This window comes from Methyloceanibacter methanicus (genome assembly GCF_001723285.1).
In the GTDB taxonomy this organism is placed as follows: Bacteria; Pseudomonadota; Alphaproteobacteria; order Rhizobiales; family Methyloligellaceae; genus Methyloceanibacter; species Methyloceanibacter methanicus.
The window spans coordinates 67777-90428 of the sequence record NZ_LPWG01000012.1 but is presented as its reverse complement, the minus strand read 5'-3'; the positions used below and the strand labels follow the sequence as shown (position 1 = coordinate 90428).

21 protein-coding genes are annotated in these 22652 nt (G+C 64.1%); 8 read left to right on the top strand and 13 right to left on the bottom strand.

The features are described 5' to 3' along the window. Positions 1–672 precede the first annotated feature (672 nt). Positions 673–1179, top strand: a complete 507-nt coding sequence (locus AUC68_RS10105; RefSeq protein ID WP_069437540.1) for a hypothetical protein — start codon at positions 673–675, stop codon at positions 1177–1179. A 7-nt stretch (positions 1180–1186) separates the two neighbouring features. Here AUC68_RS10105 and AUC68_RS10100 read toward each other — a convergent pair whose 3' ends face one another. Continuing rightward, positions 1187–1657, bottom strand: a complete 471-nt coding sequence (locus tag AUC68_RS10100; protein WP_141701203.1) for an anti-sigma factor — start codon at positions 1655–1657, stop codon at positions 1187–1189. Continuing rightward, positions 1654–2187: a sigma factor-like helix-turn-helix DNA-binding protein gene (locus tag AUC68_RS10095; RefSeq protein WP_141701202.1), complete on the bottom strand. Its 534-nt coding sequence runs from the start codon at positions 2185–2187 to the stop codon at positions 1654–1656. The genes AUC68_RS10100 and AUC68_RS10095 overlap by 4 nt, the downstream gene beginning before the upstream one ends. 367 nt (positions 2188–2554) lie before the next feature. On the opposite strand from AUC68_RS10095, the gene AUC68_RS10090 reads away from it, so the two are divergent. Continuing rightward, complete coding sequence (locus tag AUC68_RS10090) at positions 2555–3409, top strand: hypothetical protein (RefSeq protein WP_141701201.1); 855 nt, start codon at positions 2555–2557, stop codon at positions 3407–3409. Between the two features lie 30 nt (positions 3410–3439). On the opposite strand, the gene AUC68_RS10085 is transcribed toward AUC68_RS10090, so the two are convergent. The 3 genes from AUC68_RS10085 to AUC68_RS10075 form a co-directional block, all read right to left on the bottom strand. Continuing rightward, positions 3440–4468: an NAD(P)/FAD-dependent oxidoreductase gene (locus AUC68_RS10085; protein WP_069437536.1), complete on the bottom strand. Its 1029-nt coding sequence runs from the start codon at positions 4466–4468 to the stop codon at positions 3440–3442. A 6-nt stretch (positions 4469–4474) separates the two neighbouring features. Next, positions 4475–4795, bottom strand: a complete 321-nt coding sequence (locus AUC68_RS10080) for a 2Fe-2S iron-sulfur cluster-binding protein (protein ID WP_069437535.1) — start codon at positions 4793–4795, stop codon at positions 4475–4477. A gap of 171 nt (positions 4796–4966) precedes the next feature. Then, positions 4967–5380, bottom strand: coding sequence for an Hpt domain-containing protein (locus AUC68_RS10075; RefSeq protein ID WP_158008291.1), 414 nt, complete (start codon positions 5378–5380; stop codon positions 4967–4969). A 432-nt stretch (positions 5381–5812) separates the two neighbouring features. Between AUC68_RS10075 and AUC68_RS10070 the strand changes: the two genes are divergently transcribed. Together AUC68_RS10070 and AUC68_RS10065 are read left to right on the top strand one after the other, a co-directional pair. Then, positions 5813–8575: an apolipoprotein A1/A4/E domain-containing protein gene (locus AUC68_RS10070; protein WP_069437534.1), complete on the top strand. Its 2763-nt coding sequence runs from the start codon at positions 5813–5815 to the stop codon at positions 8573–8575. Beyond that, entirely contained in the window at positions 8572–9834 is a 1263-nt protein-coding gene (locus AUC68_RS10065; protein WP_141701200.1) for a hypothetical protein, read from the top strand. The genes AUC68_RS10070 and AUC68_RS10065 overlap by 4 nt, the downstream gene beginning before the upstream one ends. 178 nt (positions 9835–10012) lie before the next feature. Here AUC68_RS10065 and AUC68_RS10060 read toward each other — a convergent pair whose 3' ends face one another. The 3 genes from AUC68_RS10060 to AUC68_RS10050 are packed head-to-tail and all read right to left on the bottom strand — an operon-like array spanning position 10013 to position 12837. Further along, positions 10013–10834: an MlaD family protein gene (locus tag AUC68_RS10060; protein ID WP_083240619.1), complete on the bottom strand. Its 822-nt coding sequence runs from the start codon at positions 10832–10834 to the stop codon at positions 10013–10015. Between the two features lie 30 nt (positions 10835–10864). Further along, entirely contained in the window at positions 10865–11665 is an 801-nt protein-coding gene (locus AUC68_RS10055) for an ABC transporter ATP-binding protein (RefSeq protein ID WP_204377016.1), read from the bottom strand. Further along, positions 11662–12837: an MlaE family ABC transporter permease gene (locus AUC68_RS10050; RefSeq protein ID WP_083240618.1), complete on the bottom strand. Its 1176-nt coding sequence runs from the start codon at positions 12835–12837 to the stop codon at positions 11662–11664. The genes AUC68_RS10055 and AUC68_RS10050 overlap by 4 nt, the downstream gene beginning before the upstream one ends. A gap of 101 nt (positions 12838–12938) precedes the next feature. Between AUC68_RS10050 and dgcA the strand changes: the two genes are divergently transcribed. After that, positions 12939–13958, top strand: a complete 1020-nt coding sequence (dgcA, locus tag AUC68_RS10045) for an N-acetyl-D-Glu racemase DgcA (RefSeq protein ID WP_069437531.1) — start codon at positions 12939–12941, stop codon at positions 13956–13958. Here the strand turns inward: dgcA and AUC68_RS10040 are convergent. Further along, positions 13928–15193 carry an MFS transporter gene (locus AUC68_RS10040; protein WP_083240617.1) on the bottom strand — a complete coding sequence of 422 codons (1266 nt, stop codon included), beginning with the start codon at positions 15191–15193 and terminating at the stop codon, positions 13928–13930. The genes dgcA and AUC68_RS10040 overlap by 31 nt on opposite strands. 73 nt (positions 15194–15266) lie before the next feature. Between AUC68_RS10040 and AUC68_RS10035 the strand changes: the two genes are divergently transcribed. After that, entirely contained in the window at positions 15267–16247 is a 981-nt protein-coding gene (locus AUC68_RS10035; protein WP_141701199.1) for a hypothetical protein, read from the top strand. A gap of 378 nt (positions 16248–16625) precedes the next feature. On the opposite strand, the gene AUC68_RS10030 is transcribed toward AUC68_RS10035, so the two are convergent. Both AUC68_RS10030 and AUC68_RS10025 read right to left on the bottom strand, forming a co-directional pair. Continuing rightward, positions 16626–17699, bottom strand: coding sequence for a glycosyltransferase family 4 protein (locus AUC68_RS10030; protein ID WP_069437528.1), 1074 nt, complete (start codon positions 17697–17699; stop codon positions 16626–16628). Further along, positions 17699–18529: a UDP-2,3-diacylglucosamine diphosphatase gene (locus AUC68_RS10025; protein WP_069437527.1), complete on the bottom strand. Its 831-nt coding sequence runs from the start codon at positions 18527–18529 to the stop codon at positions 17699–17701. Before AUC68_RS10025 ends, AUC68_RS10030 begins: the two co-directional genes overlap by 1 nt. An 81-nt stretch (positions 18530–18610) precedes the next feature. On the opposite strand from AUC68_RS10025, the gene AUC68_RS10020 reads away from it, so the two are divergent. Both AUC68_RS10020 and AUC68_RS10015 read left to right on the top strand, forming a co-directional pair. Further along, positions 18611–19489 carry a fructosamine kinase family protein gene (locus tag AUC68_RS10020; RefSeq protein WP_069437526.1) on the top strand — a complete coding sequence of 293 codons (879 nt, stop codon included), beginning with the start codon at positions 18611–18613 and terminating at the stop codon, positions 19487–19489. A 672-nt stretch (positions 19490–20161) separates the two neighbouring features. Further along, positions 20162–21007, top strand: coding sequence for a fumarylacetoacetate hydrolase family protein (locus tag AUC68_RS10015; protein ID WP_069437525.1), 846 nt, complete (start codon positions 20162–20164; stop codon positions 21005–21007). Here the strand turns inward: AUC68_RS10015 and thiD are convergent. After that, complete coding sequence (gene thiD, locus AUC68_RS10010; RefSeq protein ID WP_069437524.1) at positions 21004–21837, bottom strand: bifunctional hydroxymethylpyrimidine kinase/phosphomethylpyrimidine kinase; 834 nt, start codon at positions 21835–21837, stop codon at positions 21004–21006. The genes AUC68_RS10015 and thiD overlap by 4 nt on opposite strands. A gap of 75 nt (positions 21838–21912) precedes the next feature. Next, entirely contained in the window at positions 21913–22647 is a 735-nt protein-coding gene (locus AUC68_RS10005) for a cytochrome c biogenesis CcdA family protein (protein WP_069437523.1), read from the bottom strand. Positions 22648–22652 lie beyond the last annotated feature (5 nt).

Sequence of the window (22652 nt, the reverse complement as noted above, 5' to 3'; positions counted from 1 at the left end):
GCGCGGCAGGAAATGGTGCGTTTTTCCGGGGACCCGCCCGTACTGCGGCAACCTGTCTCCCTGTGCATTGTTAGAGGCTTGATTCCAATGCCTTTCCTTGGACCGCAGTGGATTGCGGGGAAAAGCTGCACGGAGCTGCTGCAACACGAAAGCAATCGTTTAGTCTTGATCTTGCGAGTTGGCCGGTTGTGGAAGGGGCCGCTGGAGAAATCCAAGGGCTCCGGGAAACGACCGCAAGGCTCGTAAGGGCAAGGCAAGCCCGAGGTCATCCAGGCCATGGGTGGCTGAAGGCGGCGGGAAAGGTAGACGCGGAATTCTACGGTCTGGCGGTGTCGCCCCAGTACCGTGAGGTGAAACCGACAGAGTGTTTCGCGCCGCTGATCCCACCGCTGACTGGCTCAAGCTTGGCCAAAGCGAGAGCCGCGTCGTAGCAACGCGACGGTAAACAAGGGCCGTGGTCAGGTCGCGGCGCTGGCTTGGTGGGAAACCGTCGGGCCGAAACCGTGGCCAAGGGGCCGAAAGGTCTCGCGGCGCCGACCAGACGTCCCGAACGGGCGGGTGGTTCGACAACGCAACAGGGAGGCGGGGCCGACAAAGCTCCGCCTTTCCTTGTTTTTGGCGTCGGCGTTCCCCCTTCTGCTTCCCTCACCCGGCCGATAAGATCGCGCCGTCATGCTACTCGGCTTCAAGACATTCGGCTTCAAGACATTATGGCGCGCAGCCCTTTCGGCCGCAGTATTGCTTCCGCTTCTCTTCGGGCTCAATGCTTGCGGCACGACAGGTTCGTCCGGCGGCGGCACCAAAGCCGGCACAGGGGCCGGCGAAAATCCGATTAGCGGGCTTTGGGGTGGCGGGAGTTCGGCTAGCGGCCTTCCCACCTTCACGAAGAAGCCTGGTCCCAACGATCGCCCCACGCGGGTCGGCTGGACCGCGGCGCGCGCGGCACGATGCGGATTCGTCTTCGACCCGGCCCGCTTGCGCGCAAGCTATCTCGCGTTCGAACAATCCTACGGCGCGGACCCGAAACGCATGCAGGAGATTCAGAAGGCCTACGACTACGCGCTGCAGTCCACGGCCGAAGGCGCCAAACAAGACGCCGGCTACTGCACGCGAGAGCGCGTCGACGAAATCCGCCCCGAGTTGAACCGCTATCTTTCAGGCGATTTCCGGACGCTGTGATGTCGCGCTACGGCCCCGGTCGGGGCTCGGGTAGCACCTCGAGTTCGACTTGAGGCGCCGGGCCGGCTCTTTGTGCAGAGCCCGTGCTTGGCGCGGCGTCGGTGCCCGGAACCGGCCCGATATCAGCGGCCGGGGATGAACCTAAGCCCGGCAAAGAGACGGGCCAGCCGTAGCCGAGCGCGGCGAACGCGAGCGCGAGCACGATCCCGGCGGACGCGGCGGCGATCTTGAAGGTGCGCCACGGAACCCAAAAGCCATCGTCGGGCGGCAGCACCGTTGCCTGGGAGATCTCGGCCTCCTCGCCGGCAAGGATCGCCTCGAAGGCGGCCTCCAGCCTGGCATGGGCATGTTTGAGGGCGGTGACGCGGGCCTCAAGGACATCGTCCTGCTCGAGAACCTTGTCGATGGCGCGGGTCTGTTTCCTCGCCAGCTGGCCATCCACATACGCCACCAAGAGTTCGTCTGAGAGTTCGGTCATGGTGAAGCTCTGTGCCATTCGGGATAGAGGGTTTCGACAATGGCGGCCGCCTGGGCCGGCGGGCGTTCGCTGAGGCGGTCCGACAGGGACGCGCTCATACGGATGAGACGCGCGGCGATCATTTCGGACGAAACGTCGAGTATCCGCCCGGCATCCTCGTGTTCGAAACCCTCGCCGTAGACCAGCAACAGCGTGAGCCGCTGTTGCGGCGGCAGGCCCATAAGAAACGCGATCACCGGCTCGTCGCGATGGCCCTCGCCGTCGATGTCGAATAGCGCGGCGAACGCCGCATCGTCGATCTTCGCCTGCGCCATCGGATCGGCCTGGCCGCTCAATTCATGGCGCCACTGACGGTAGACCTCGCTGAAGGCCCAGACATCGAGGGCGGTCCCACGCTGATAGAGATGCTGCTCGGCCAGCATGTATTGCAGCGCACGGCGCAGCAGGCCGCCGCCCGCGTCGCGCCCGCCGCCGAGCACATCGGCAAAGCGTTTGAGCCTCGGCAACATGGCAATAAGGCCGGGTCTCACGGAATCGTGGAAATCTTTTGCCTGCACGCCTCAACCCCCGCCGCTTCGGTCCATGCTGACGACACGCCGGAGTCTCCCCAGCGAATCAAGAGGATACCATATTTCTTTGGCAACTTGGACGGGCACCGTTAACCTAAGTCCCGGATGAGTGCTTGCGTCACAAACCGCACTGCCCAATCTTGGCGCAGGAGGGGGACTGCCGATGACGCTGACAACCCGCAGCTCACAGCCTGCGGAGAGCAAGCCTGCCGCGTCGTCCCAAGAGCGCAGCGCGGCAGCCGGCGACGCATTGTCCAACACCAGACGGGTAACGACAGACGCGATGGACGCGGACCGACTCGCGATCAGAGGACGCCTCGCAGAACGCATGGCTCAGATCGCAAACAAGGCCGCCAAGCCGGCGCAGCCGCAACCCCGTGCCCCATCCCCCGCGCCGCAGCCGCGCCCCGAGGCCGCCGCAGCGCCCCGGCCGGCACCGCAGCCCGAGAGGAGCGAGGCTCCAAAAGCGCAGGCCACACCCCCCGCTGCCGCGAGCCGTTCGCGAATCGAGTCGCTTAAAGAGGAATACCAGACCCTTCTGCACAGACTGCACGAACGGGTCTTCGATGCGCCGCGCGAGCAATTGTTCTTTGTCCCGACAAAAGAGCCCGCGGCCCTTTCCGGTCTGACCATCGCCAGTCCCAACCGGGCCTTCGGGCATGACTACCGCCCGATTCCCTGCAAGGTCTTTGACTGGGCCCTGGACCAAATTCCAGAAGACTTTTCGGAGTTCACCTTCGTCGATTACGGCGCCGGCAAGGGGCGCGCCATGCTGCTCGCCGCGGAGCATCCCTTCGCAGCGGTCGCCGGCGTCGAGTTCGCCGCCGAACTGCACGACAACGCGCAGATGAATATCGCGCAATATCCGCGCTCCAACATGCGCTGCCGGAATGTCGAGTGCGTCCTGGAAGATGCGGTTCAGGTGGGACCGCCGGAAGGTGCGTCCGTGCACTTCTTCTTCAATCCCGTTCGCACGCGAGGTGTTCGCGGAGGTTCTGAACAATCTCGTGATGGCCTATCGGATGAAGCCGCGGCGGCTTTATCTCATCCTAGTCGACGCCGTCGCGGCGGACCTGGTCGACGCAAGCGGCGTCTCGCCCGTGTCGAGCCCTCGCAGGTCGACGAGCTCAAGCTGAAACTGCTCAGCCCGCACGCCGTCACGGTCTACCGGTCGCTGGCCTAGCGATAGTCCCGGCCCATCGGCGCGGCAGTTCTATTTGACGCCGAGCTTCTTCTGCAGGTTCGACGACGACGTCGTGTACTGGAAGATCAGCTTCTTATCGGGATAGACGATCCGGTGCGCGGCCTGCGCCATCAGGGCCCCCTCGTGGAAGCCCGATAGAATCAGCTTCAGCTTTCCCGGATAGGTGTTGATGTCGCCGATGGCGAAGATGCCCTTCTCGCTCGTCTCGAATTTCGCCGTGTCGACGGGAATCAGGTTCTCTTCGAGATTGAGGCCCCAGTTGGCAACCGGCCCCAGCTTCATGGTGAGGCCGAAGAACGGCAGCATGATATCGGTCGGCTGCTCGAAGGTCGAACCGTCCGGCGACTTGACCGTCACGCCGGTCAGCTGCCCGTTGTCGCCGTGTAGCGTGGTGACCTGGCCGAGCTTGAAGGAGATGTTGCCGCTGTCGACGAGATCCATCATCTTCTGCACGGAGGCGGGCGCGGCGCGAAACTCCGAACGCCGGTGCACCAAGGTCAGCGACTTGGCGACGGGCTGAAGGTTCAAGGTCCAGTCGAGTGCGGAATCGCCGCCACCGACGATGAGAACGTCCTTATCCTTGAAGGCATCCATCTTGCGGACCGAGTAGAACACCGACGTGTCCTCGTAGGCCTCGATGCCCGGAAGCGGGGGCCGCTTCGGTGTGAAAGATCCGCCGCCGGCCGCGATGACCACGACCTTGCATTCGAACTGCGTTCCGCAATCGGTTACGAGGCGAAAGCCGTCCTCGATCTTCTCGATCGTATCGACCCGCTCATTGAAGTGATACTCGGCACCGAACGGCTCGATCTGCTCCATGAGCTGATCGGTGAGCTGCTGGCCCGTCACGATCGGGATCGCCGGAATATCGTAAATCGGCTTCTCGGGATAAAGCTCCGCACACTGACCGCCTGGGCGGTCCAGAATGTCGATCACATGAGCTTTCACATCGAGCAAGCCAAGCTCGAAAACCGCGAAGAGCCCCACGGGCCCGGCGCCGATAATGACTGCATCGGTCTTGATGACGTCGACTGACATAGTGCCTCAGAATTGTTTTTCTGGAATTCGGACCCTGAGCCCGTCGAGCTCGTCGGTCACCCTGATCTGACAAGAAAGCCGGCTCTCGGGACGAACGTCGAACGCAAAGTCGAGCATGTCCTCCTCCATGGCCTCGGGCTCGCCCGTGGCCTCGCGCCATTCCTCTTCCACATAGACATGACAGGTGGCGCAGGAGCAGGCGCCGCCACATTCGGCTGCTATCCCCCGCACCGAATTCTTCACCGCCGCTTCCATGACGGTCATGCCCGGTTCCGCGTCGACCGCGTTCTCGCTTCCGTCAGGCTGAATGAATGTAATCCTGGCCATGGGACTGGCGGGCTTCAAAACCAAAGTTCGATTTCGGGATCCGGGCTACAGGCGTCGGTCTCGGCCGCCCCCGGCAGCATGCGCGGGTTGGACAATCCCGCCCGCAGCCCGTGCTCTATAGGGCAATTGATCTAACGACACCAGGGCCATGCGACAAGAAGGCGTCGGGACTTATTTGCGGCTTCCATCGCCGAGGCTGGCCACAAATGCCGCCGCCTCTTGGAGGGAGGCTTCGAGTTCATCGACCTGCGCCGCACGCACATCCGGCGGAATATCCTCCCGCAGCGCCTCAATATGTTCGGCCGCCCGCGCCGCGCGCCAAGCCCCGACGGCCCGGGCGCAGCCTTTGAGGGAATGGGCCGCATCGCTCCAGGCCTTGCGGGACGTCGCCGCCCGGAGCTGCTCCAGATACGACACGGACTGCGTGCAGAAGAGCTCCAGGACCTCGCGCTCCAGCGCCACGTCGCCAAGCGTGTAACGGGCGAGATGTGCCAGATCGACCGGTACGACCGGCGCATCATCGTCGCCATCGCCGGCAGCGCGCGCCCCGGAAAAACCAGCCTGTCGCACCCGTTCGCCTGCCATGGCCTTCCTCCGTTCGAATTGTCTTTTCGGGCACTGGATCTTGCCCGTGACGGGAACACGCGGCCGGACTGTCGGTTGCCGGTCTGTTGCTCCTGGGCCACTCATGTGTCCTAGGCGCAATAGTCGTCACGTCCGCCCAACGATCAGCCTTCGCTTAACTATAGGCGATTCGTCGGACTCGCCTACAGAATTTTCTTTCTTTATAATGGGTTATACGCCGTTAACCCAAGCAATCGATTCAGCTTTGTTTATTGCTAAGAATTCGTTAACGATGTTGACATGAGGGGGAAAAAGCGTTGGGCGCCTTTCGGTTAGGATAGACCGGACAAGAGGCGGGCCGTCCGGGACGCAATGCACCGCCAGTAGCGGACTTTGGGTCAGACGGCATACAATTCTCCTACTCTGAGTATCAAGTGGTGCGAGGAACGCGTAATGGCGCAGGAACAAGCGAAGTCGGCTCCGGAAAAGGAAACATCCGACGAGAAGGACAAGGCCAAGGGACCCCTTGACGCAATGATGCAAGGGTCGTCCGAAGGCGACGTCGACGACACGCCAACCCTGCCCCGGCGATCTTCGCTGGCCGACAGGCTCAAGGCCGAACAGCGGCGGCGCGAAGAGCCGCGCGGTGAGGCGCCCCAGAAGCGCGAAGAGCCCAAGGTCGAGTTCAAGGAGCCGTCCAAGCCTCAGGCCAAGGCGCTGCCCCTCAAGACACCGCAAGAGGATGCCAGTGGCGGCGAAGCTGCCGAAGGTGCAAGCCCGGCCCCTTCACCCAAGCATTTGGCCCGTACGCGACGGCCGGCCGGCCCGCCGCCGCAGCGGCGCCTCTCGGCGCCTGCGAACGACGATATTCCCTCCATCGGCGGTCTGATTTTCGCACTGCAACAGCGGCCCGCGCGCACCCCATTCCTGATTGCCCTGGCCGCGTCCGTCGCCTGGTTCATCCTGGGCGGCTTCTTCGCCTTTGGCGTGATCTCCGATGCAAGCAGCACTGCCAGCGCAATTCTTTCGTCGACGGCCGCGATCCTCGTGCCGATCGTCATCTTCTGGTTCCTGGCCCTCCTCGTTTGGCGCGCCCAGGAATTGCGGCTGATGGCGTCCGCGATGACCGAGGTCGCCGTACGCCTGGCCGAGCCGGACAAGCTTGCCGAGCAGTCCGTGGCCTCGGTCGGCCAGACCATCCGCCGCCAAGTCGCGGCGATGAACGATGCCATCTCCCGCGCCATCGGCCGGGCCTCCGAGCTCGAAGCCATGGTGCACAACGAGGTCGCGGCGCTCGAACGCTCCTATGGCGAGAACGAGCTTCGCGTCCGGAACCTGATCAACGAGCTGGCAACGGAGCGTGACGCGCTCACCAACAACAGCCAGCGCGTGAGCGAGGCGTTGAAGGGCGTCGGCGCGCAGATTTCGCGCGATATCGCCAATGCCAGCGGGTCCATCGACCAGAAACTTTCCGAGCGTGGCACGCAGTTGACCGAACTCCTGGTCGCGCGCTCCAACGAAGCCGCCGAGCAGGTGCAGCAGGCACAGACGAAGATCTCCGAGCAGGTGCCGGGTCTCATCGAGCGCATGACGAAGGAACAGGGCCGCCTGACCAAGATCATCGACGCGGCGACCAAGAACCTGACCTCGCTCGAAACCACCGTGACGGAAAAGACGACCCTTCTGGACAACACCATGAAGGACCGGACCGAAGCGCTCCAGACCTCGCTGGCCGAGCGTATCAAGGGCCTGGAATCCACCGTGGCGGAAGGCGCGATCGTCCTCGACAAGACGATGACCGAACGCACCGAGGCGCTCACCAATGTGGTCGCGCAGAGCGCGGTCACCCTCGACAAGACGCTGACCGAACGCACCGAGGCGCTCACCAATGTCGTCGCGCAGAGCGCAGTCACCCTCGACAAGACGTTGGGCGACCACACCGAGGCCTTCACCAATCTGGCGGCCGAGAGCGCCGTCGCGCTGGGGCGGACCTTCGACGAGAAGACGACCGAGCTCACGAACCTCGTGGCTCAGGGTGCCGTTGCGCTCGAGTCGACGCTTGCGGAGAAGACCGACACGCTGTCCAAGACGCTCACCGATCACACGCAGGCCCTCACGAACGTGGCCGCGGAGAGCGCCGTCACCCTCGACAAGATGCTGACGGACCGGACAGACACGCTCAATACCGTCATCGCCGAAAGCGCCGTGACCTTGGATCAGTCGCTGAGCGAACGTACCGCGGCCTTCACCAACGTCGTGGCCGAAAGCGCCGTCACCTTGGAGAAGACGCTTCAGGACAAGACAGATGGGCTGACCAACATGGTTGCCGAGAGCGCGGTGGTCTTCGAAAAGACGCTGGCGGACCGTACCGAGGCCCTCAGCGCCACAGTCGCCGCCGGCACCGCCAAGCTTGGCGAGACCATTGCCGAGCGGACCGACGCCCTCACCGGCATCGTCGCGCAAGGCGCAGTCAGCTTCGACAAGACGCTGGCCGACCGGACCGCCGATCTCGCGGCGGCCGTCGAGCAACAGACTTCGATCGTCGACAAGACGCTGGCCGACCGCACCGCGCAGTTCACGTCCGCCGTCAATCAAGGCGCGATCGCCCTCGACAAGACGCTGGCCGAGCGCTCCGACACGTTCACCAAGCTGATCACCGGTCAGGCGGATACCTTCACGCAGACCCTGCTCGACCGGGCCAAGAGCCTGGAAGCGTCGATCACCGAACAGGCTCAATCGTTCGACAAGGTCATGAACGAGCGCGCCCAGTACGTCATCAACGCTCTCGCCGAGCGGTTGAAGGTCATCGAGACCACGTTCGGCCAGAACACCGCCGAGACGGACAAGATGCTCGGCGAGCACACCCGGATGGTTGGGCAGGTCTTCTCCTCGCAGACCATGCAGCTCAACGAGGTCCTGGCCAACAACTCGCAGATGATGCAGCAGACCGCCGAGCAGGTCGGGGCGCAGTCCACCGAGGCCGTCAACATCCTGACCAGCCAGACCGGTACGCTGCGTGATGTCTCGCGCGGCCTGTTGGACCAGATTCACGGGCTGACCCAGCGCTTCGAGAGCCAGGGCCAGGCGATCCTCACCGCGGCCAAGCGCTCGATTCCTCCAACGCCAAGATCGACTCGATCCTGGAGGGCCGCCACCAGGCCATCATCTCCCTGCTCCACACGGTCAATACCAAGGCGCAGGATCTCGACGGCATGATGCGGAGCTACTCAGGCCTCATGGAAAGCGCCCTCACCCAGGCCGAGGAACGCGCCAAGCAGATCACGACATCGCTCGGCCGCGAGACGAGCGGGCAGGTCCAGCAGACGCTGGCCCAGATCGAAAAGCTCCGCGAGGAGGCTCAGGCCCATACGGTCCGCGCCGTCAACGACCTCAAGGGCAATTTCGAAACCGTCATCACGCAGGTCGGCCGTCAGCTCGAGCAGATCCGCGGTCAGTTCGACAACACCTCGCGTGGCATGCGGGAGTCGGCGCAGAAGACCGCCGTGGATCTCGACGCGCTGCGCCAGAACATGCAGTCGCGGCTTGACACGATGCCCGAGCAGGCCGCGCAAGCGACGACCGCGATCCGCAAGGCGCTCAACGACCAGCTTCGCGAAATCGAGGCGATGACGCCGAACCTGACGCAGGCCGCATCCTTGGCGGCCAAGGAAGCCGCGCGGCAAGCTGCGACAGAGGCTGCCTCGGAGGCGGCGTCCATCGCCGCCCAGCAGGCCGCGGCACAGGCGGTGTCTCAAGCGTCCTCGCAGGCTGCCAGCCTCGCGGCCGCATCGTTTGCGCCCGCCCCGTCTCCGGTCCCGCCGATGGGGTCCATGCCGGCCAGCGCACCGCCGGCCGCCGACCCCCTGGGTGCCCCGCCGTTGACGCCCGGGCCCGAGTCGTACCAGCAGCCCGCGCCGGCACCCTATGCGCCGCGCGCCGAGGAACAGCGCCCGACCGGCGAGTACGGCCTGCCGCCAATGCCGCGCTTCGATGCTCATGGCCGCCAGGTGGCCGGCGCGCATGAAGCGACGGATCTGGATCAGGCCGCGGGCGGCTACCCGCCCCAGTACGCCGAAAACCAAGGGCGTCAGAGCTGGGCTCCCGCGGAAGCCGAACCGAGAGGCGGTTATGCATCGTCAGGCGCGGCTCAGCTTCGCATCGACGAGCTCGCACGCTCCATCGATATCAGGACCGCCACGGAGGTCTGGTATCGCATGCGGGCCGGCGAGCGGGGCGTCCTTGGACGTCACATCTACACCTATGAAGGTCAGGCGACGTTCGATGAGATCTCCAGCCGCTACGACCGGGACCCCGAGTTCCGCAACACCGTCGACCGGTATGTGGCAGACTTCGAACGGTTGCTCGCCGAAGCGGAGCAGTCCGATCCGGCCGGCAATATGCTTCAGAACTACCTGACGTCCGAGACCGGGCGCGTCTATCTCCTGCTCGCCCATGCGAGCGGTCGCCTGCGGTAGCACGACCGCCACGGCGGGAACGGCGGAGACGACGCCGCACTCGGCGCGGCTCCCTCAAGACAAAGGCCCCTTCTCCGTCCCGGAGCGAGGGGCCTTTCTTGTTGCGGCGTCTCTTGTGGCCGGGGGGGGGCAGCGCATTGGCGAAGGCCCGAACCGGCTGGGCCGGCACCGGCGTGCTCTACCGTCGCGGCTGCTGCCCGGCGCGGGAACCTCCGCCGAGAAGGAAACTGGTCGGGTTGGCTTCGAACTTCTTGAGGACCCGGTCCAAGGTGGCGGCGGTCCGGCGCGCCTGCTGCATCGCGGCGCTGAAGTCCTGCATGCCTTTCTTCGCTTCGAGCGTCAGCTCGTCCAGGTTCTTGTCGAGCTTGGCGCTGATCCCCTTGAAGTCTTCCGCCCCGGCGCGCAGGTCGATGATGGCCTGCTCGATCTCTTCGTTCTTCCCTTCCAGCATCGTGGTGAACTCATTGACATTCGCCATGGTGCTGCTGATCTCCTGCTCATTCGCGGCGATCAGCGCATCCAGCCGTTTGATGAACGCGTTGGCCGTGTTGAGCGCGGCGGGGGCCGCGTCGAAGATGCCCGCACCGGCCATGGGCGCGGCCTCGATGGTCGGAATCGGATTGTCGTCCGTCGCGACCAGAAGCGGTGAGCCCGGCGTACCGGGCGAGATCTCGACGCCACTGCCGCCGGCCAGACCCATCGACTTGATGGTCGCGAGGGAGTCTTCGCGGATTGGCACGTTGTCGTTCACGCTGATCACCACGCGGACTTTCCGCGCATCGTTCAGGTCGAGCTGGAAGGACTGCACCTCGCCAACTTTGATGCCGTTGAAGCCGACACGAGAGCCGGACGTCAGTCCCGCGACCGAACTATCGAAGACGATCTGATAGCGGTTGCCGCCCCCGGCGATATTCGTGATCCAGAAGACGAAGATGAAAATGAAGGCGAGCGCGCCCAGGATAAAGCCGCCGATCATCAGGTAGTTGGCTCGAGTTTCCATCGGACCCTCTTAAAAAGAACCTCGCGCCGCTCAGCCGGCCACCCGCCGCTCTTCGGCGGGACTCGCGGCGCGCGCGCGTTCACCACAGAAATACTCTTCGATCCACGGATGATCGGGCTTGCTTTGAAGCTCTGCGGGCGACCCAGTCCGGACGATCTTCTTGTCCGCCAGGACGGCCACCCTGTCACACACCGTGAAGATCGTATCAAGGTCGTGGGTCACCATATAGACCGTAAGCCCAAGTGTCTGTTGCAGCTTGCGAATAAGGTGATCGAACTCTGTGGCGCCAATCGGGTCGAGACCGGCCGTGGGCTCGTCCAGGAACACGATCTCAGGGTCTAGCGCGAGCGCGCGCGCCAGGCCTGCGCGCTTGCGCATGCCGCCGGAGAGTTCGGACGGGAACTTGTGCGCGGCTTCCGGCGGCAAGCCGACCATGGACAGTTTGAGGAACGCAAGGTCGTCCATCATCGACTGCGGCAGGTCCAGGTGCTCACGCATGGGGACCTGGATGTTCTGCAGTACGGTGAGCGATGAAAACAAGGCGCCGTCCTGAAACAGGATGCCCCAGCGCTGTTCGATCGCGAGACGGGCCTCGGGGGTCAGCGCATGCTCTTCGATACCGAACAACGTGACGATCCCGGCGTCCGGTTGGACGAGGCCGGTGATCACGCGCATCAGCACGGACTTGCCTTGGCCCGATCCGCCGACGATGGCCAGGATCTCGCCGCGATAGACGTCGAGGTCGAGGGATTCCCAAATCTGATGGCTGCCGAAGCTCTTGGCGAGCCCGCGCACGCGGATCACGACTTCACGGCCATCCTCGACGATCACTGGCCGATCCCCGCGAGGAACATGGCAAAGATGCCGTCGATGCAGATGACGAGAAAGATCGCCTTGACCACGGCCGAGGTCACATGGCTCCCGAGGGACTCGGCACTGCCTGCAACGCGCAGGCCTCGAGACAGCCGACCAGCGCGATGACGACGGCCGCGAACGGCGCCTTGATCATGCCGACCATGAAATGGCGAAAGCTGATGATCTCTTGCAGCTTGTCGATATAGATCGGCGGGTCGAGCCCCAGCATGACCCAGGCCATGGCGCCGCCGCCGGCAAGCGCGGCCATGTCGCCCATGAAGGTGAGCAGCGGCAATGCGACGACCAAGCGCGACGCGCGGCAGCACGAGCGTATCCATCGGATCGATTCCGAGCGTCCGCATGGCGTCGATCTCTTCGCGCATCTTCATGGACCCGATCTCGGCCGTGAAGGCCGAGCCGGAGCGGCCCGCGACCATGATCGACGTCAGCAAGATGCCGACTTCTCTCAACGAGAGAATGGCGACCATGTTCACCGCCATGGGTTCCGCGCCGAAATAAGCGAGCTGAACCACGCCCTGCTGCATGACCACCGCACCGATCAGAAAGCAGATCAGAAAAATGATCGGCAGAGCGCGCAGGCCCGCGTGATCGAGATGGTGGATGAACGACACCGGGCGAAATCGCCAGGGCTCCCGGATCAGACGGACGGATGCAGCGGAGACCTCGCCCAGAAACGACGTCAACGCGAGCGTGTCGCGCCAGATACCCGCCAGGCTGGTCTTGGTCGTTTCGAGAAAATGCTTGAACGGCGTGACCGTGTCGATGTCCGGCTTTTCGGCTTGTCCGCGGCGATGGACTTCCTCGATGAGGATGCGAAAGCTGTCCGTGGCGCCCGCATAGCGCGTCTTCAAGCCGCCGCGCTGCCAGGCCCCCGCCGTCCGCTGCAGCAACCACGCGCCCGCCGTGTCGATCTCGGCGATGCCTGAGATGTCCATCTCGCCCGTGAAGTCCGGCGAGGGCGGGATCGGGACCTTCAGGCGCTGGAGTTCCTGATCCAGAACCGTGGCCTCCGTGATCGTCCATGCCCCGGTCGCGACCAGGCGAAAGGTGGTGCCGCGCAACTCGACGCGAAATCCCGGGGCCTCGGTTTCGGTCTGAAGGACGAATTGATTGTCGCGCTTTAGCATGTAAGGGCTTGGCCTGGCTCAGAATCTAAGCTTCTTTGTGGCAGTCGGCGCAAATTCAGATGGACCGTTTTGGCCGAAATCTATGGAGAAATAAAGCTGAGATGGCATGTGAACGCGCCGAGAGCATAGGCGGCGGCCAGCCGCTGACCCTCTCTGTCAGCGTGGAACACTGGCCCATCCGCGGCCATTTTACCATTGCGCGCGGATCGAAAACGCAAGCGGCCGTCGTCCTGGTGGAGATCGGGGACGGGACTTGGTCCGGCCGGGGCGAATGCGTTCCCTATGCGCGCTATGGCGAAAGCGTCGAAGGGGTGGTCGCCGCAATCGAGATCCTGCGCCCGTCCCTCGCGCAAGGCCTGGACCGGACGCGGCTTGAGCGGGTTCTGCCGGCGGGTGCGGCGCGCAATGCCGTCGACTGCGCCTTGTGGGACCTCGCGGCCAAACAGGCGGGATGCACTGCCGCCGAACTTGCAGGCCTCGCGCCGCTGAAGGCGGTCCCCACAGCCTATACGATCTCGCTGGGTGCGCCGGAGATCATGGCTGCGCAAGCGAAGGACGCCTCCGCCCATCCGCTGCTGAAACTCAAACTGGGCGGCGCGGACGACGCGATCCGCATGCGGGCTGTGCGTCAGGCTGTTCCCGATGCGCGCCTGATCGTCGATGCGAACGAGGCGTGGCGCCCGGATGAGGCCGCGCACCTCCTGGCCGTGGCGGCCGAGACCGGCATCGAACTCGTGGAGCAACCGCTTCCGGCCGGCGAAGACCGCGCGCTCGCCCAACTCGTCCATGACGTTCCCATATGCGCCGATGAGTCGGCGCATGACACCGCCTCGCTCGACGAGATCGCGGGGCTTTACGACGCCGTCAACATCAAACTCGACAAGACCGGCGGCCTCACCGAGGCGCTGCGCATGGTGGATGCGTCCCGCGCGCGCGGCCTCAAGATCATGGTCGGCAGCATGGTTGCCACGTCGCTTGCCATGGCGCCGGCAATCCTCGTCGCGCAGACTGCCGACTGGGTGGACCTTGACGGCCCGCTCCTGCTCGCGCGCGACCGGGACGACCCGCTCGCCTATGGCGAGGGCAAGGTCTATCCGCCTTCGCCCGCGCTGTGGGGATGAACCTCCGCGTTGGCGTGTCCCACAACGAGGCCGCCGTCCCAACGCCGGCGCAGCACCATGGCCGCGACGGTCCCGGTTGCGGCCACGACAGCCATGACCGCGTAGGCTTCGCCACCAAGGCTTCCGTAGAGGGGTCCGCAGGCGAGCGTGGCGGTTCCCATCACAAGCCCCGCGACCACGGCTGAAAAGAGTCCTTGCGCGGTAGCGGAGCGGTCCTCCGGCACGGCATGGGTCAGAAAGTGGATGGCGGCAAGATGCGCGGCACCGAAACTCATCGCGTGCAGCGTCTGCAGGATCACCGTGGCCCAGAGCGGCGGGTCGAACGCCATGAAGCTCCAGCGGAGCGCCGTCATGAAACCCGCCAGCACGAGCAGGCGCGCGGACCCGATGCGGCCAATGATGCGGCCGGACACGGCGAAGAGCAGAACCTCCGCGATGACGCCAATCGACCAGAGCGCGCCGATCGTGCCCCCGGTAAAGCCTTGTGCGCGCCAGTGGAGCGAACCGAAGGCATAGAGCATCGCGTGGCTGCCGTGGATCAAGCTGGTCCCGACGAGAAACACGAGAAACAGCGGCGCACGGCACAAGCGCGACCGCATCGGTGAGGCAGCGCCGCGGCTGCGTGCTGTCCGCCGCGGATCCGGCGCGGTGCGTGACGGCCAAGTCGCGCGGAATGAAATAGGTGCCGAAGAAGCCGCCGCGCCCATAAGCAGAGGCAGAACGAGCCCAGCGCCAGCCTGCTGAATGACCACGCCGACCCCAAGACTGGCCGCGATGAAACTGAGCGAGCCCCAGAGCCGGACCTGTCCGTAGTCGAGCCTGGCGCGACGAATGCCAGTGATGGCAATCGTCTCGGTCAAGGGCATCAGCGTGGTCGATGCCAAGGCCACGAGGACCATCGCGATGAACATCTGCCAGAACCCGCTGGAGACCCAAAGCGCGCCATAGGCGATGAGCGACCCCCAGGCGGACAGGACGAGCACGAAGCGCCGGTCTCCCAGCCGGTCCGCGACGAAGCTGATCGACGGCGCGATGACAATGCGGCCGAACAGCGGGGTCGCGAGCAGAATGGCGATCTGATCGGCCGTGAAGCCGCGCCACTTCAGCCAGACCGGCAGATACGGCAGGTAGCAACCGATGATCAGGAAGAGCACGGCATAGAGAAACCCAAGCCGCCAGGCGAGCGAGCGGCGCGTGGTTTGCCTGGCAGTCGGCGGTGACACAGGGCCGCTCATGGTCGTTAACCGTTCCCTCTACGACGATTGCTACCTTCGGGTGCAACTTCGAATCAGCTAGACTTCTCCCGCCATGCTGAAACGCGCCGACAGCGCCTCACAGTCCCTACTCCAAGGTCGTAGCGGCCCGCAGCCCGACGCGGCTGAGGATGGTGACTACGCTACGCTCGAGGCTACGCTCAAGAGTACCGAACTCGGCCGCCGATTTCTGGCGGACTATGCGCGCCAGCACCCCACACCGGAAGTTGAATTGCTGCTCGATACGGTCGGGCGTCTCGACGGCGTTTCGGTCGAACCGGCGCGGAAGAGCCTCCCCCTGGCCCTCATCTCCGAACTCGTGGCGATGAGCGAAACCATCAGCGAAATGCGGCGGGAGATCGGCGGACTTGGCCTCGTAGGCCTCCCCGGCGGCGACCCGCGTGCGGCGCCTTGCGCCTTCGAGCAGATCGTCGAGGCCGCGACCCATGCCACGTCGGATGTGCTGATGGCCTTGGAAGAGATTCAAAACGTATCGTGGACGCTGCGCGAGGAAGGAGTCGCGCCAGAGCATTGCGACATGCTGGATGAGAGCGCCGTAGCCATCTACACGGCCTGCGCGCGCCAGGAGATCGCGGGGCAGAAGAGCGCTGAAGCGATGCGCCTGTTGCGCGATATGGAGCGCCGCATCGATGCGCTGATCGATGACTGGAGCGACCATGAAACTCAGAACCTTCTGGATGCGGCAAATGCACTCGATGTGAGCGATGCGCTCGAGATGACTGCCTCGCGGACCGGCCCCGAGGCACCGGGAAGCCCCATGCACAAGACACTGCGGACCAATCGGCTCGTGCCGATGGAAGACCTCGCAGAGACCATAGGCGGACTGGAGTCTGCGGCGGCCCAGGACGTGGCCGAAGAACCCGCTGCCGGCGAAGGCGTTGACCTGGCCGAGGTGCGTGAGGCCGCAGATACGCTTTCCAACGGTGCGCGGCCATTCCAGCGGCCATTCGAAAGACCCGGGCCGCTGGCGCTGGAAGAGCTTCGCGCAACGCAGCGTGCCTCACTCTTTGGGTGAGACATTCCATATTACATTTCAATATGTTGTGGCGGTGCGCTGGAAAAATGCGCACCGGCTCTTGAAAGCACTTGGCTGCCTACCCATCTCTGGCGGGACGCAAGTTTCCCCCAAACGCGTCCCCCAAACTGACGCATGAAAATGCGAACGGCCCCGGTTCCCCCCCAACCGGGCCGTTTTCTTTTGGCTCGGCGGTTTCTGTCTTGGCGGTCTTTGTTCGGTGGCGGGTCAAAATAAAGATCGGGGCACACTTGAAAGCCGGGGGCGCCCGAACCATCTGTGGGTAGACGCAAGATCCCCCAACGCGTCCCCTAAACTGACGCATGACCCATGCAGCGGCCCGGTTCCCCCACCGGGCCGCATCTTTTTGGGGTCGGCCTAAGCGGCCGTCTTCTTCCGCATCAGCATTTTCGGCCGCAAGCGCGGCAGGAGCCGGCGCCGTTCGGGCAGGCCGAGATTGTGGGCCGCGAGCACATTGTCGAGAAACTGCTGCGCGGAGTTCTCCCAGCTGAAGTTCAAGGCATGGGACCGTGCCGCGTCGCGGCTGAGGTCCAGCGCCTTGAGGGCCGCGGTCCTGAGGTCGGGATCGAGCACGCCGGCCTCCGGATCGTCCACCACGTCCTTGGGACCGTGGACGGGATAGGCGGCGACCGGAACCCCGCAGGCAAGCGCCTCCAAAAGGACAAGGCCGAACGTGTCGGTCAGGCTAGGGAACACGAACACATCGCCCGAGGCATAGGCCTCGGCCAAGTCTAGGCCTTCCTTGGGGCCCGTGAAGAGCACGTCCGGATAGGCGCGCTTGAGTTCGGCAAGCTGAGGGCCACCGCCGACGACCACTTTGCGGCCCGGCAGATCGAGTTTGAGAAAGGCCTCGATATTCTTCTCGACGGCCACACGGCCCACATAGATGAAGACAGGCCCCTGCCCGTAGAGCCGCACGTTGCGCGGCCGGAACAGATCCACGTCGACGCCACGCGTCCAGCGCATCATGCGCTGGAAGCCCTTGGCCTCCAGGTCCTCTTCCACCGAGGGCGCGGCCACGAACATGCCGGCACCGCTATTGTGGAAGCGGCGCTGGAAGCTGTAACCCCAGGACTCAGGGATTGGCAGGCGCGCCGAAATATATTCGGGAAAGCGCGTGTGATAGCTCGTGGTGAAGGGACGCTTGTGCTTGCGGCAATAGCTCCGCGCCAGAAGACCGAGCGGCCCTTCCGTCGCGATGTGCACGAAATCCGCCCCGACGCCCTCGATATAGCGGTCGACCATACCGGGCGTCGCCAGCGCGAGCCGGATTTCCGGATAGGTGGGACAGGGAAGCGTGCGGAATTGCGAAGGAACGAGGAAACTGATCTCCGCGCCGAATTTGGGAATTTCCTGCGCCAGCCGCTCGTAGGTGCGCACAACCCCGTTGACCTGGGGAAACCAGGCGTCGGTGACGACGAGAATGTGCATTAGGCGGCCGCCTCAAGCTCCTTGGAGGAAGTCTCGGGCTCACGCACGCCGGTATGAGGATTCCAACGGATGATCTGGAAGTCTCCTTCTTCGGTCTCAACGACTGCCGTGCAGCTCTCGACCCAATCGCCCGTGTTAATATAAACCACGTCTTCGAGCTGGCGCATAGCGGCATGGTGGATATGGCCGCAGATCACGCCCTGGGTGCCCGTCCGGCGCGCTTCCTGCGCCAGAGCGTGCTCAAACTCACCAATGAAATTCACAGCCCGCTTGACCTTGTATTTCAGATAGGCCGAAAGCGACCAATAGGGCATTCCGAACCAGCGGCGCACCACGTTGAGATGGGTGTTGAACCACAGGGCCGTGACATAGCCCCAATCTCCAAGAAAGGCCAGCCATTTGGCATAGCGCACCACCACGTCGAACTCGTCGCCATGCATGATCAAATAGCGGCGCCCGTCCGCGCCCGTATGGATCGTCTGCCGCTCGATCACGACGCCGCCGAACTGCGACCCGCAATATTCGCGCATGGCCTCGTCGTGATTGCCCGGGATGTAGATGAGCTCGGTACCTTTCCGAACCTCACGCAGGAGCTTTTGCAGGACATCGTTATGGGGCTGCGGCCAGTAGACCCCGCGCCGGATGCGCCAGAAGTCTACGATGTCGCCCACGAGGTAGATTCGCGGCGCCTTGTGCGTTTTCAGAAAGTCCAGAAAGGCTTCAGCCTGGCAAGCCTTGGTGCCAAGGTGAATGTCGGAAATGAAAAGGGCCCGGTAACGCTGCACGCCAGCGTTAGACTGCCCCTCATCTTCTATCCGAGTGTCCAGCATATTAAACCGGCGAATAAGCTGGTTTTGTATCAACGTTGTGACATCCCACACGATCTGTGTACGACCAAAAACCGCAGTTGAATGAGAAATCGCAACGCCGCGCTAACCCAACGTTTGGACACGATTCTCGGGGCCGAGGTCGTTCGGCTCGAGCCGCTCTCGGTCGGCTTTGGCTTGACTGGGGCCGTGGCTCTTCTCAGTGATGGACGCCGTCTGGCCGTCAAAGCCAGGCAAAGCGATTCGCAACGCGGCACCGACCTGGCGCTCGAGGGCGCCATGCTTGCCGATCTGGCCCGCCTGTCGGATTTGCCCGTCCCGCATGTTCACGCGGCCGCGGCGGATGTCCTGGTCATGGACTTCATCGACAATGACGGTGGCCGGATCACGCCGGACGTGGAGCGCGATGCCGCGACGCTCATCGCAAGGCTCCATGCGACGCCGCGTCCCTATTTCGGTTACGAGCGCGATACGCTGATCGGCCCGCTGCATCAGCCTAATCCGCGCGGCGAGGCCTGGGTGCCGTTCTTCCGCGATCATCGGCTGCTTCATATGGCACGTGCCGCACGGGACGAAGGCGCGTTGCCCCCCTCGCTCCATGACCGGCTCGAGCGGCTCGCGGACGATCTTGGCGCCTATCTCACCGAACCGCCCTTCCCCAGCCTTCTCCATGGCGATCTCTGGACCGGCAACGTGCTGGTCAAGGGCAACCGCATAGCCGGGTTCATCGACCCCGCCATCTATTTCGGGCATCCGGAAATCGAACTGGCGTTCACCACCATGTTCGGCACGTTCGGGCGCGCGTTCTTCGAGGCCTACGAGGACATGATGCCGCTCGAACCCGGCTTCCACGAGGTTCGCAAGGACATCTACAATCTCTACCCGACGCTGGTGCATGTGAGGCTGTTCGGCGGCAGCTACGTGGCTGCGGTCGACAGCACTCTGAAGACGCTTGGACTTTGACGGCGACCGGGACGGACTCTCAGATGCGCAGAGCGCAAAAAAGAACCGGCCCGGACTAAGCCGGGCCGGTCTTCCCTGCGAACGAGTCGAAAGCTAAAGGCCTGGAGCTTCATGAGGTTTCGACTCGCCCCCCCATTTTGTTCCTGAGCCGTCGCTCGAATTCTTACGTCTTTCGCGGCGTTCACCGCTTGCTTCTTCTTGCGGAGAAGAAGGCCCCCCAGCCCGTCCCCCGTGATGTGATGCAAAGCTATCGCAGGCTGCGGGCGTCCTTCAACAAAGCGAGAGGGCCCGAATGCACTTCGCTGTTGGAGTGTTGCGGAAATGCAAAAGACGCCGGATCGGCCATCACAGCGGCGTATTTTATACATATAATTCAATGTATTAGATGTTCATCGTCAAACCGGCGACCGCGCGAATCCGCGCGTTTCGGGCGGTCCATAGCGCGCCGAGCGGGCGCCCGAGCGCCAAATCTTTAGGCAGTGCTGTGGCAAATGCGCCACGGCACCCAACGAGCAAGTCACAAACCACTTTGCGGGCGGACGCAGCGCGTCGGATTCGCGGCCCGAATGCGCCCCCGCATGGCTTTAGAAATTCACGGCCATAATTCTCCCCATGGCGTTGCGCGGCTCCCCGCCATGTGCATCATGCGCCAGACATTCGCTGGGGGAGACGATGAAACTCGTACGATTTGGTGACCTTGGGCAGGAGAAGCCCGGCCTTGTGGATGCGGACGGCACGATTCGCGACCTGTCCGGCATCGTCGATGACATCGCCGGCGACGTGCTGACGCCTGCGGGCCTTCAGCGCCTCCGGGATATCGATCCGGCCTCGCTGCCTGCCGTTGGCGGCAACCCCCGTCTCGGCGCGCCCGTCGGCCAGGTCCGGAAGTTCTTCGGCATCGGCCTCAACTACCGCGATCATGCCGAAGAGACGGGCCTTCCAATTCCGGAAGTCCCCATCGTCTTCGTGAAGGCGACCTCGTGCATCTCGGGCCCGAACGATGCGATCTTGGCGCCCGCCGATTTCAAGCGCATGGACTACGAGGTGGAGCTCGGCTTCGTCATCGGCAGCCCCGCGAAGCGCGTGTCCGTCGAGGACGCGCTGGACCACGTGGCGGGCTATTGCATCGGCAACGACGTTTCCGAACGGAGCCTGCAGAAGGGCGGCCCCGGCGAATGGGTCAAGGCCAAGAGCTACGACACGTTCGGTCCGCTCGGTCCGTGGCTCGTCACGGCGGACGAGATTCCCGACCCGCAGGGTCTGAGCCTCACCACGGACCTCAATGGCGAGCGCATGCAGACGGGCAATACGTCGACCATGATCTTCCCGGTGGCCGAACTCGTCAGCTATATCAGCAAATACATGACGCTTCTCCCCGGCGACGTCGTCGTGACGGGCACGCCGCCCGGCGTCGGCATGGCGCGGAACCCGCGCGTGTTCCTCAAGCCCGGGGATGAGCTCGTCTTGCGCATCTCCGGCCTCGGCGAGCAGCGCACGACGATCGTCGCCGAAAGCTAGCGCGGTTCTTCCCCAGCCCGGGGCCACAGCGCGTGGAAGTGGTGGACGGGACCGTTGCCCTGCCCCACGTCAAGTTCGTCCGCGGCGATGATCGCGGCCGTGACATACATCTTGGCGAGCTTGACGGCCTTCTCCAGGCTCTCGCCCTTGGCCAGTTCCGCGGCGATCGCCGAAGACAACGTGCAACCCGTGCCATGGGTGTTCCGGGTCTCGTGACGCGGCGCTTCGATCCTTTCAACGCCGTTCGCATCCGCATAGATGTCAAGCGCCGTCTCGGCCATGGACTCGCCACCGGTCAGAAGCACCGCACCCGGCCCCAACTCCAGCAGCCGCGTCGCGCGGCCTTCCAGCATGTGCTCGCGGCTCTCGGGCGGTTCGCCGAGCAGCGCCGCCCCTTCCGCCAGATTGGGCGTGATGAGCGTGACACGCGGCACGAGCCGGTCGCGCAAGATGCCAACGGCCGTCTCGTCGAGTAGCAGCGCGCCACTGGTCGAGACCATGACGGGGTCGAGCACCACGGGCACCTCCGGAAAGGCCTCGAGGCCCGCCGCCACCGCCTCGACCGTTTCGTCGGTCGCGAGCATCCCGATCTTGATGGCCCCCACATCGAGATCGGACGCGACGGCCCGCATCTGGGCCAGGACGAACTCCGGCGGTACCGCCATGACCTCATCGACGCCGGTCGTGTTCTGCGCCGTCAGTGCAGTGATGGCGCTCGCGCCATAGACGCCGAGCGCGGAGAAGGTCTTGAGATCGGCTTGAATACCCGCCCCACCCGATGAGTCCGAGCCGGCAACGGTGAGCGCGATCGCGGTCTTGTCTTTCTTCATGAGAGATCAGTAACGACCACGGATGGGCGACTGCAAGCACCCAATTCGTCCCGGGTGTGCAAATGCGGGGGACGGTCAGCCGATCGTCGCCAGAGCGGGGAACGTTTGAAGAATCCAGCCCGCGATCAAGGTCATCGAATCCGTCAGGAACAGGATGCCGGTCAACACGAGAAAGCCCCCGAGGATCTTCTCGACCGCCCCCAAATGCTTCTTGAAACGCTGCGCGGCCCTCATGAACGGCCGGACGGCCAAAGCTGCCAGGATAAAAGGTATGCCGAGGCCCAGCGAATAGACGAAGAGCAGGCTGACCCCTTTGCTCACGGTCGACTCGCCCGCCGCGACCGCCAGGATCGCGCCGAGCACGGGGCCGATGCAGGGCGTCCAGCCGAAGGCAAAGGCGAGGCCGATGATATAGGCGCCGAACAGACCGGCGGGCCGCGTATCGGCGTGATAGCGCGCCTCGCGATGGAGGATCGGAATGTGGATCACCCCAAGAAAATGCAGCCCGGCGATGATGATCACCACGCCCGCGATCTTCGACAGGATCGGCAGGTTGGTCACGACGATCTGGCCGAGCGCAGTCGCCGTGGCACCGAGGATCACGAAGACCGTCGTGAACCCCAGCACGAAGGCGATCGAGGACAGCACCACGGTCTGGTAGACATGCGCCGGGGTCTCGTCCTCGCCCGTAAGCTGGTCGAACGTGGTGCCGCCGAGGAAGCAGAGATAAGGCGGAACGAGCGGCAGAACGCAGGGGCTGAGAAAACTCAAGAAACCCGCCAGCAGCGCGCCGTAATAGGTGACATCCATCGGAC

What these genes read in the sequence shown, in the direction of transcription:
- AUC68_RS10105 (WP_069437540.1), top strand. Translation starts at nt 673, where the DNA reads ATGCTACTCGGCTTCAAGACATTCGGCTTCAAGACATTATGGCGCGCA.
- AUC68_RS10050 (WP_083240618.1), bottom strand. Translation starts at nt 12,837, where the DNA reads ATGCTAAAGCGCGACAATCAATTCGTCCTTCAGACCGAAACCGAGGCC.
- dgcA (WP_069437531.1), top strand. Translation starts at nt 12,939, where the DNA reads ATGGCATGTGAACGCGCCGAGAGCATAGGCGGCGGCCAGCCGCTGACC.
- AUC68_RS10025 (WP_069437527.1), bottom strand. Translation starts at nt 18,529, where the DNA reads ATGCTGGACACTCGGATAGAAGATGAGGGGCAGTCTAACGCTGGCGTG.
- AUC68_RS10035 (WP_141701199.1), top strand. Translation starts at nt 15,267, where the DNA reads ATGCTGAAACGCGCCGACAGCGCCTCACAGTCCCTACTCCAAGGTCGT.
- AUC68_RS10070 (WP_069437534.1), top strand. Translation starts at nt 5,813, where the DNA reads ATGGCGCAGGAACAAGCGAAGTCGGCTCCGGAAAAGGAAACATCCGAC.
- AUC68_RS10005 (WP_069437523.1), bottom strand. Translation starts at nt 22,647, where the DNA reads ATGGATGTCACCTATTACGGCGCGCTGCTGGCGGGTTTCTTGAGTTTT.
- thiD (WP_069437524.1), bottom strand. Translation starts at nt 21,837, where the DNA reads ATGAAGAAAGACAAGACCGCGATCGCGCTCACCGTTGCCGGCTCGGAC.
- AUC68_RS10075 (WP_158008291.1), bottom strand. Translation starts at nt 5,380, where the DNA reads ATGGCAGGCGAACGGGTGCGACAGGCTGGTTTTTCCGGGGCGCGCGCT.
- AUC68_RS10060 (WP_083240619.1), bottom strand. Translation starts at nt 10,834, where the DNA reads ATGGAAACTCGAGCCAACTACCTGATGATCGGCGGCTTTATCCTGGGC.
- AUC68_RS10080 (WP_069437535.1), bottom strand. Translation starts at nt 4,795, where the DNA reads ATGGCCAGGATTACATTCATTCAGCCTGACGGAAGCGAGAACGCGGTC.
- AUC68_RS10065 (WP_141701200.1), top strand. Translation starts at nt 8,572, where the DNA reads ATGATGCGGAGCTACTCAGGCCTCATGGAAAGCGCCCTCACCCAGGCC.
- AUC68_RS10090 (WP_141701201.1), top strand. Translation starts at nt 2,555, where the DNA reads ATGGCTCAGATCGCAAACAAGGCCGCCAAGCCGGCGCAGCCGCAACCC.
- AUC68_RS10020 (WP_069437526.1), top strand. Translation starts at nt 18,611, where the DNA reads ATGAGAAATCGCAACGCCGCGCTAACCCAACGTTTGGACACGATTCTC.
- AUC68_RS10030 (WP_069437528.1), bottom strand. Translation starts at nt 17,699, where the DNA reads ATGCACATTCTCGTCGTCACCGACGCCTGGTTTCCCCAGGTCAACGGG.
- AUC68_RS10100 (WP_141701203.1), bottom strand. Translation starts at nt 1,657, where the DNA reads ATGACCGAACTCTCAGACGAACTCTTGGTGGCGTATGTGGATGGCCAG.
- AUC68_RS10085 (WP_069437536.1), bottom strand. Translation starts at nt 4,468, where the DNA reads ATGTCAGTCGACGTCATCAAGACCGATGCAGTCATTATCGGCGCCGGG.
- AUC68_RS10040 (WP_083240617.1), bottom strand. Translation starts at nt 15,193, where the DNA reads ATGAGCGGCCCTGTGTCACCGCCGACTGCCAGGCAAACCACGCGCCGC.
- AUC68_RS10015 (WP_069437525.1), top strand. Translation starts at nt 20,162, where the DNA reads ATGAAACTCGTACGATTTGGTGACCTTGGGCAGGAGAAGCCCGGCCTT.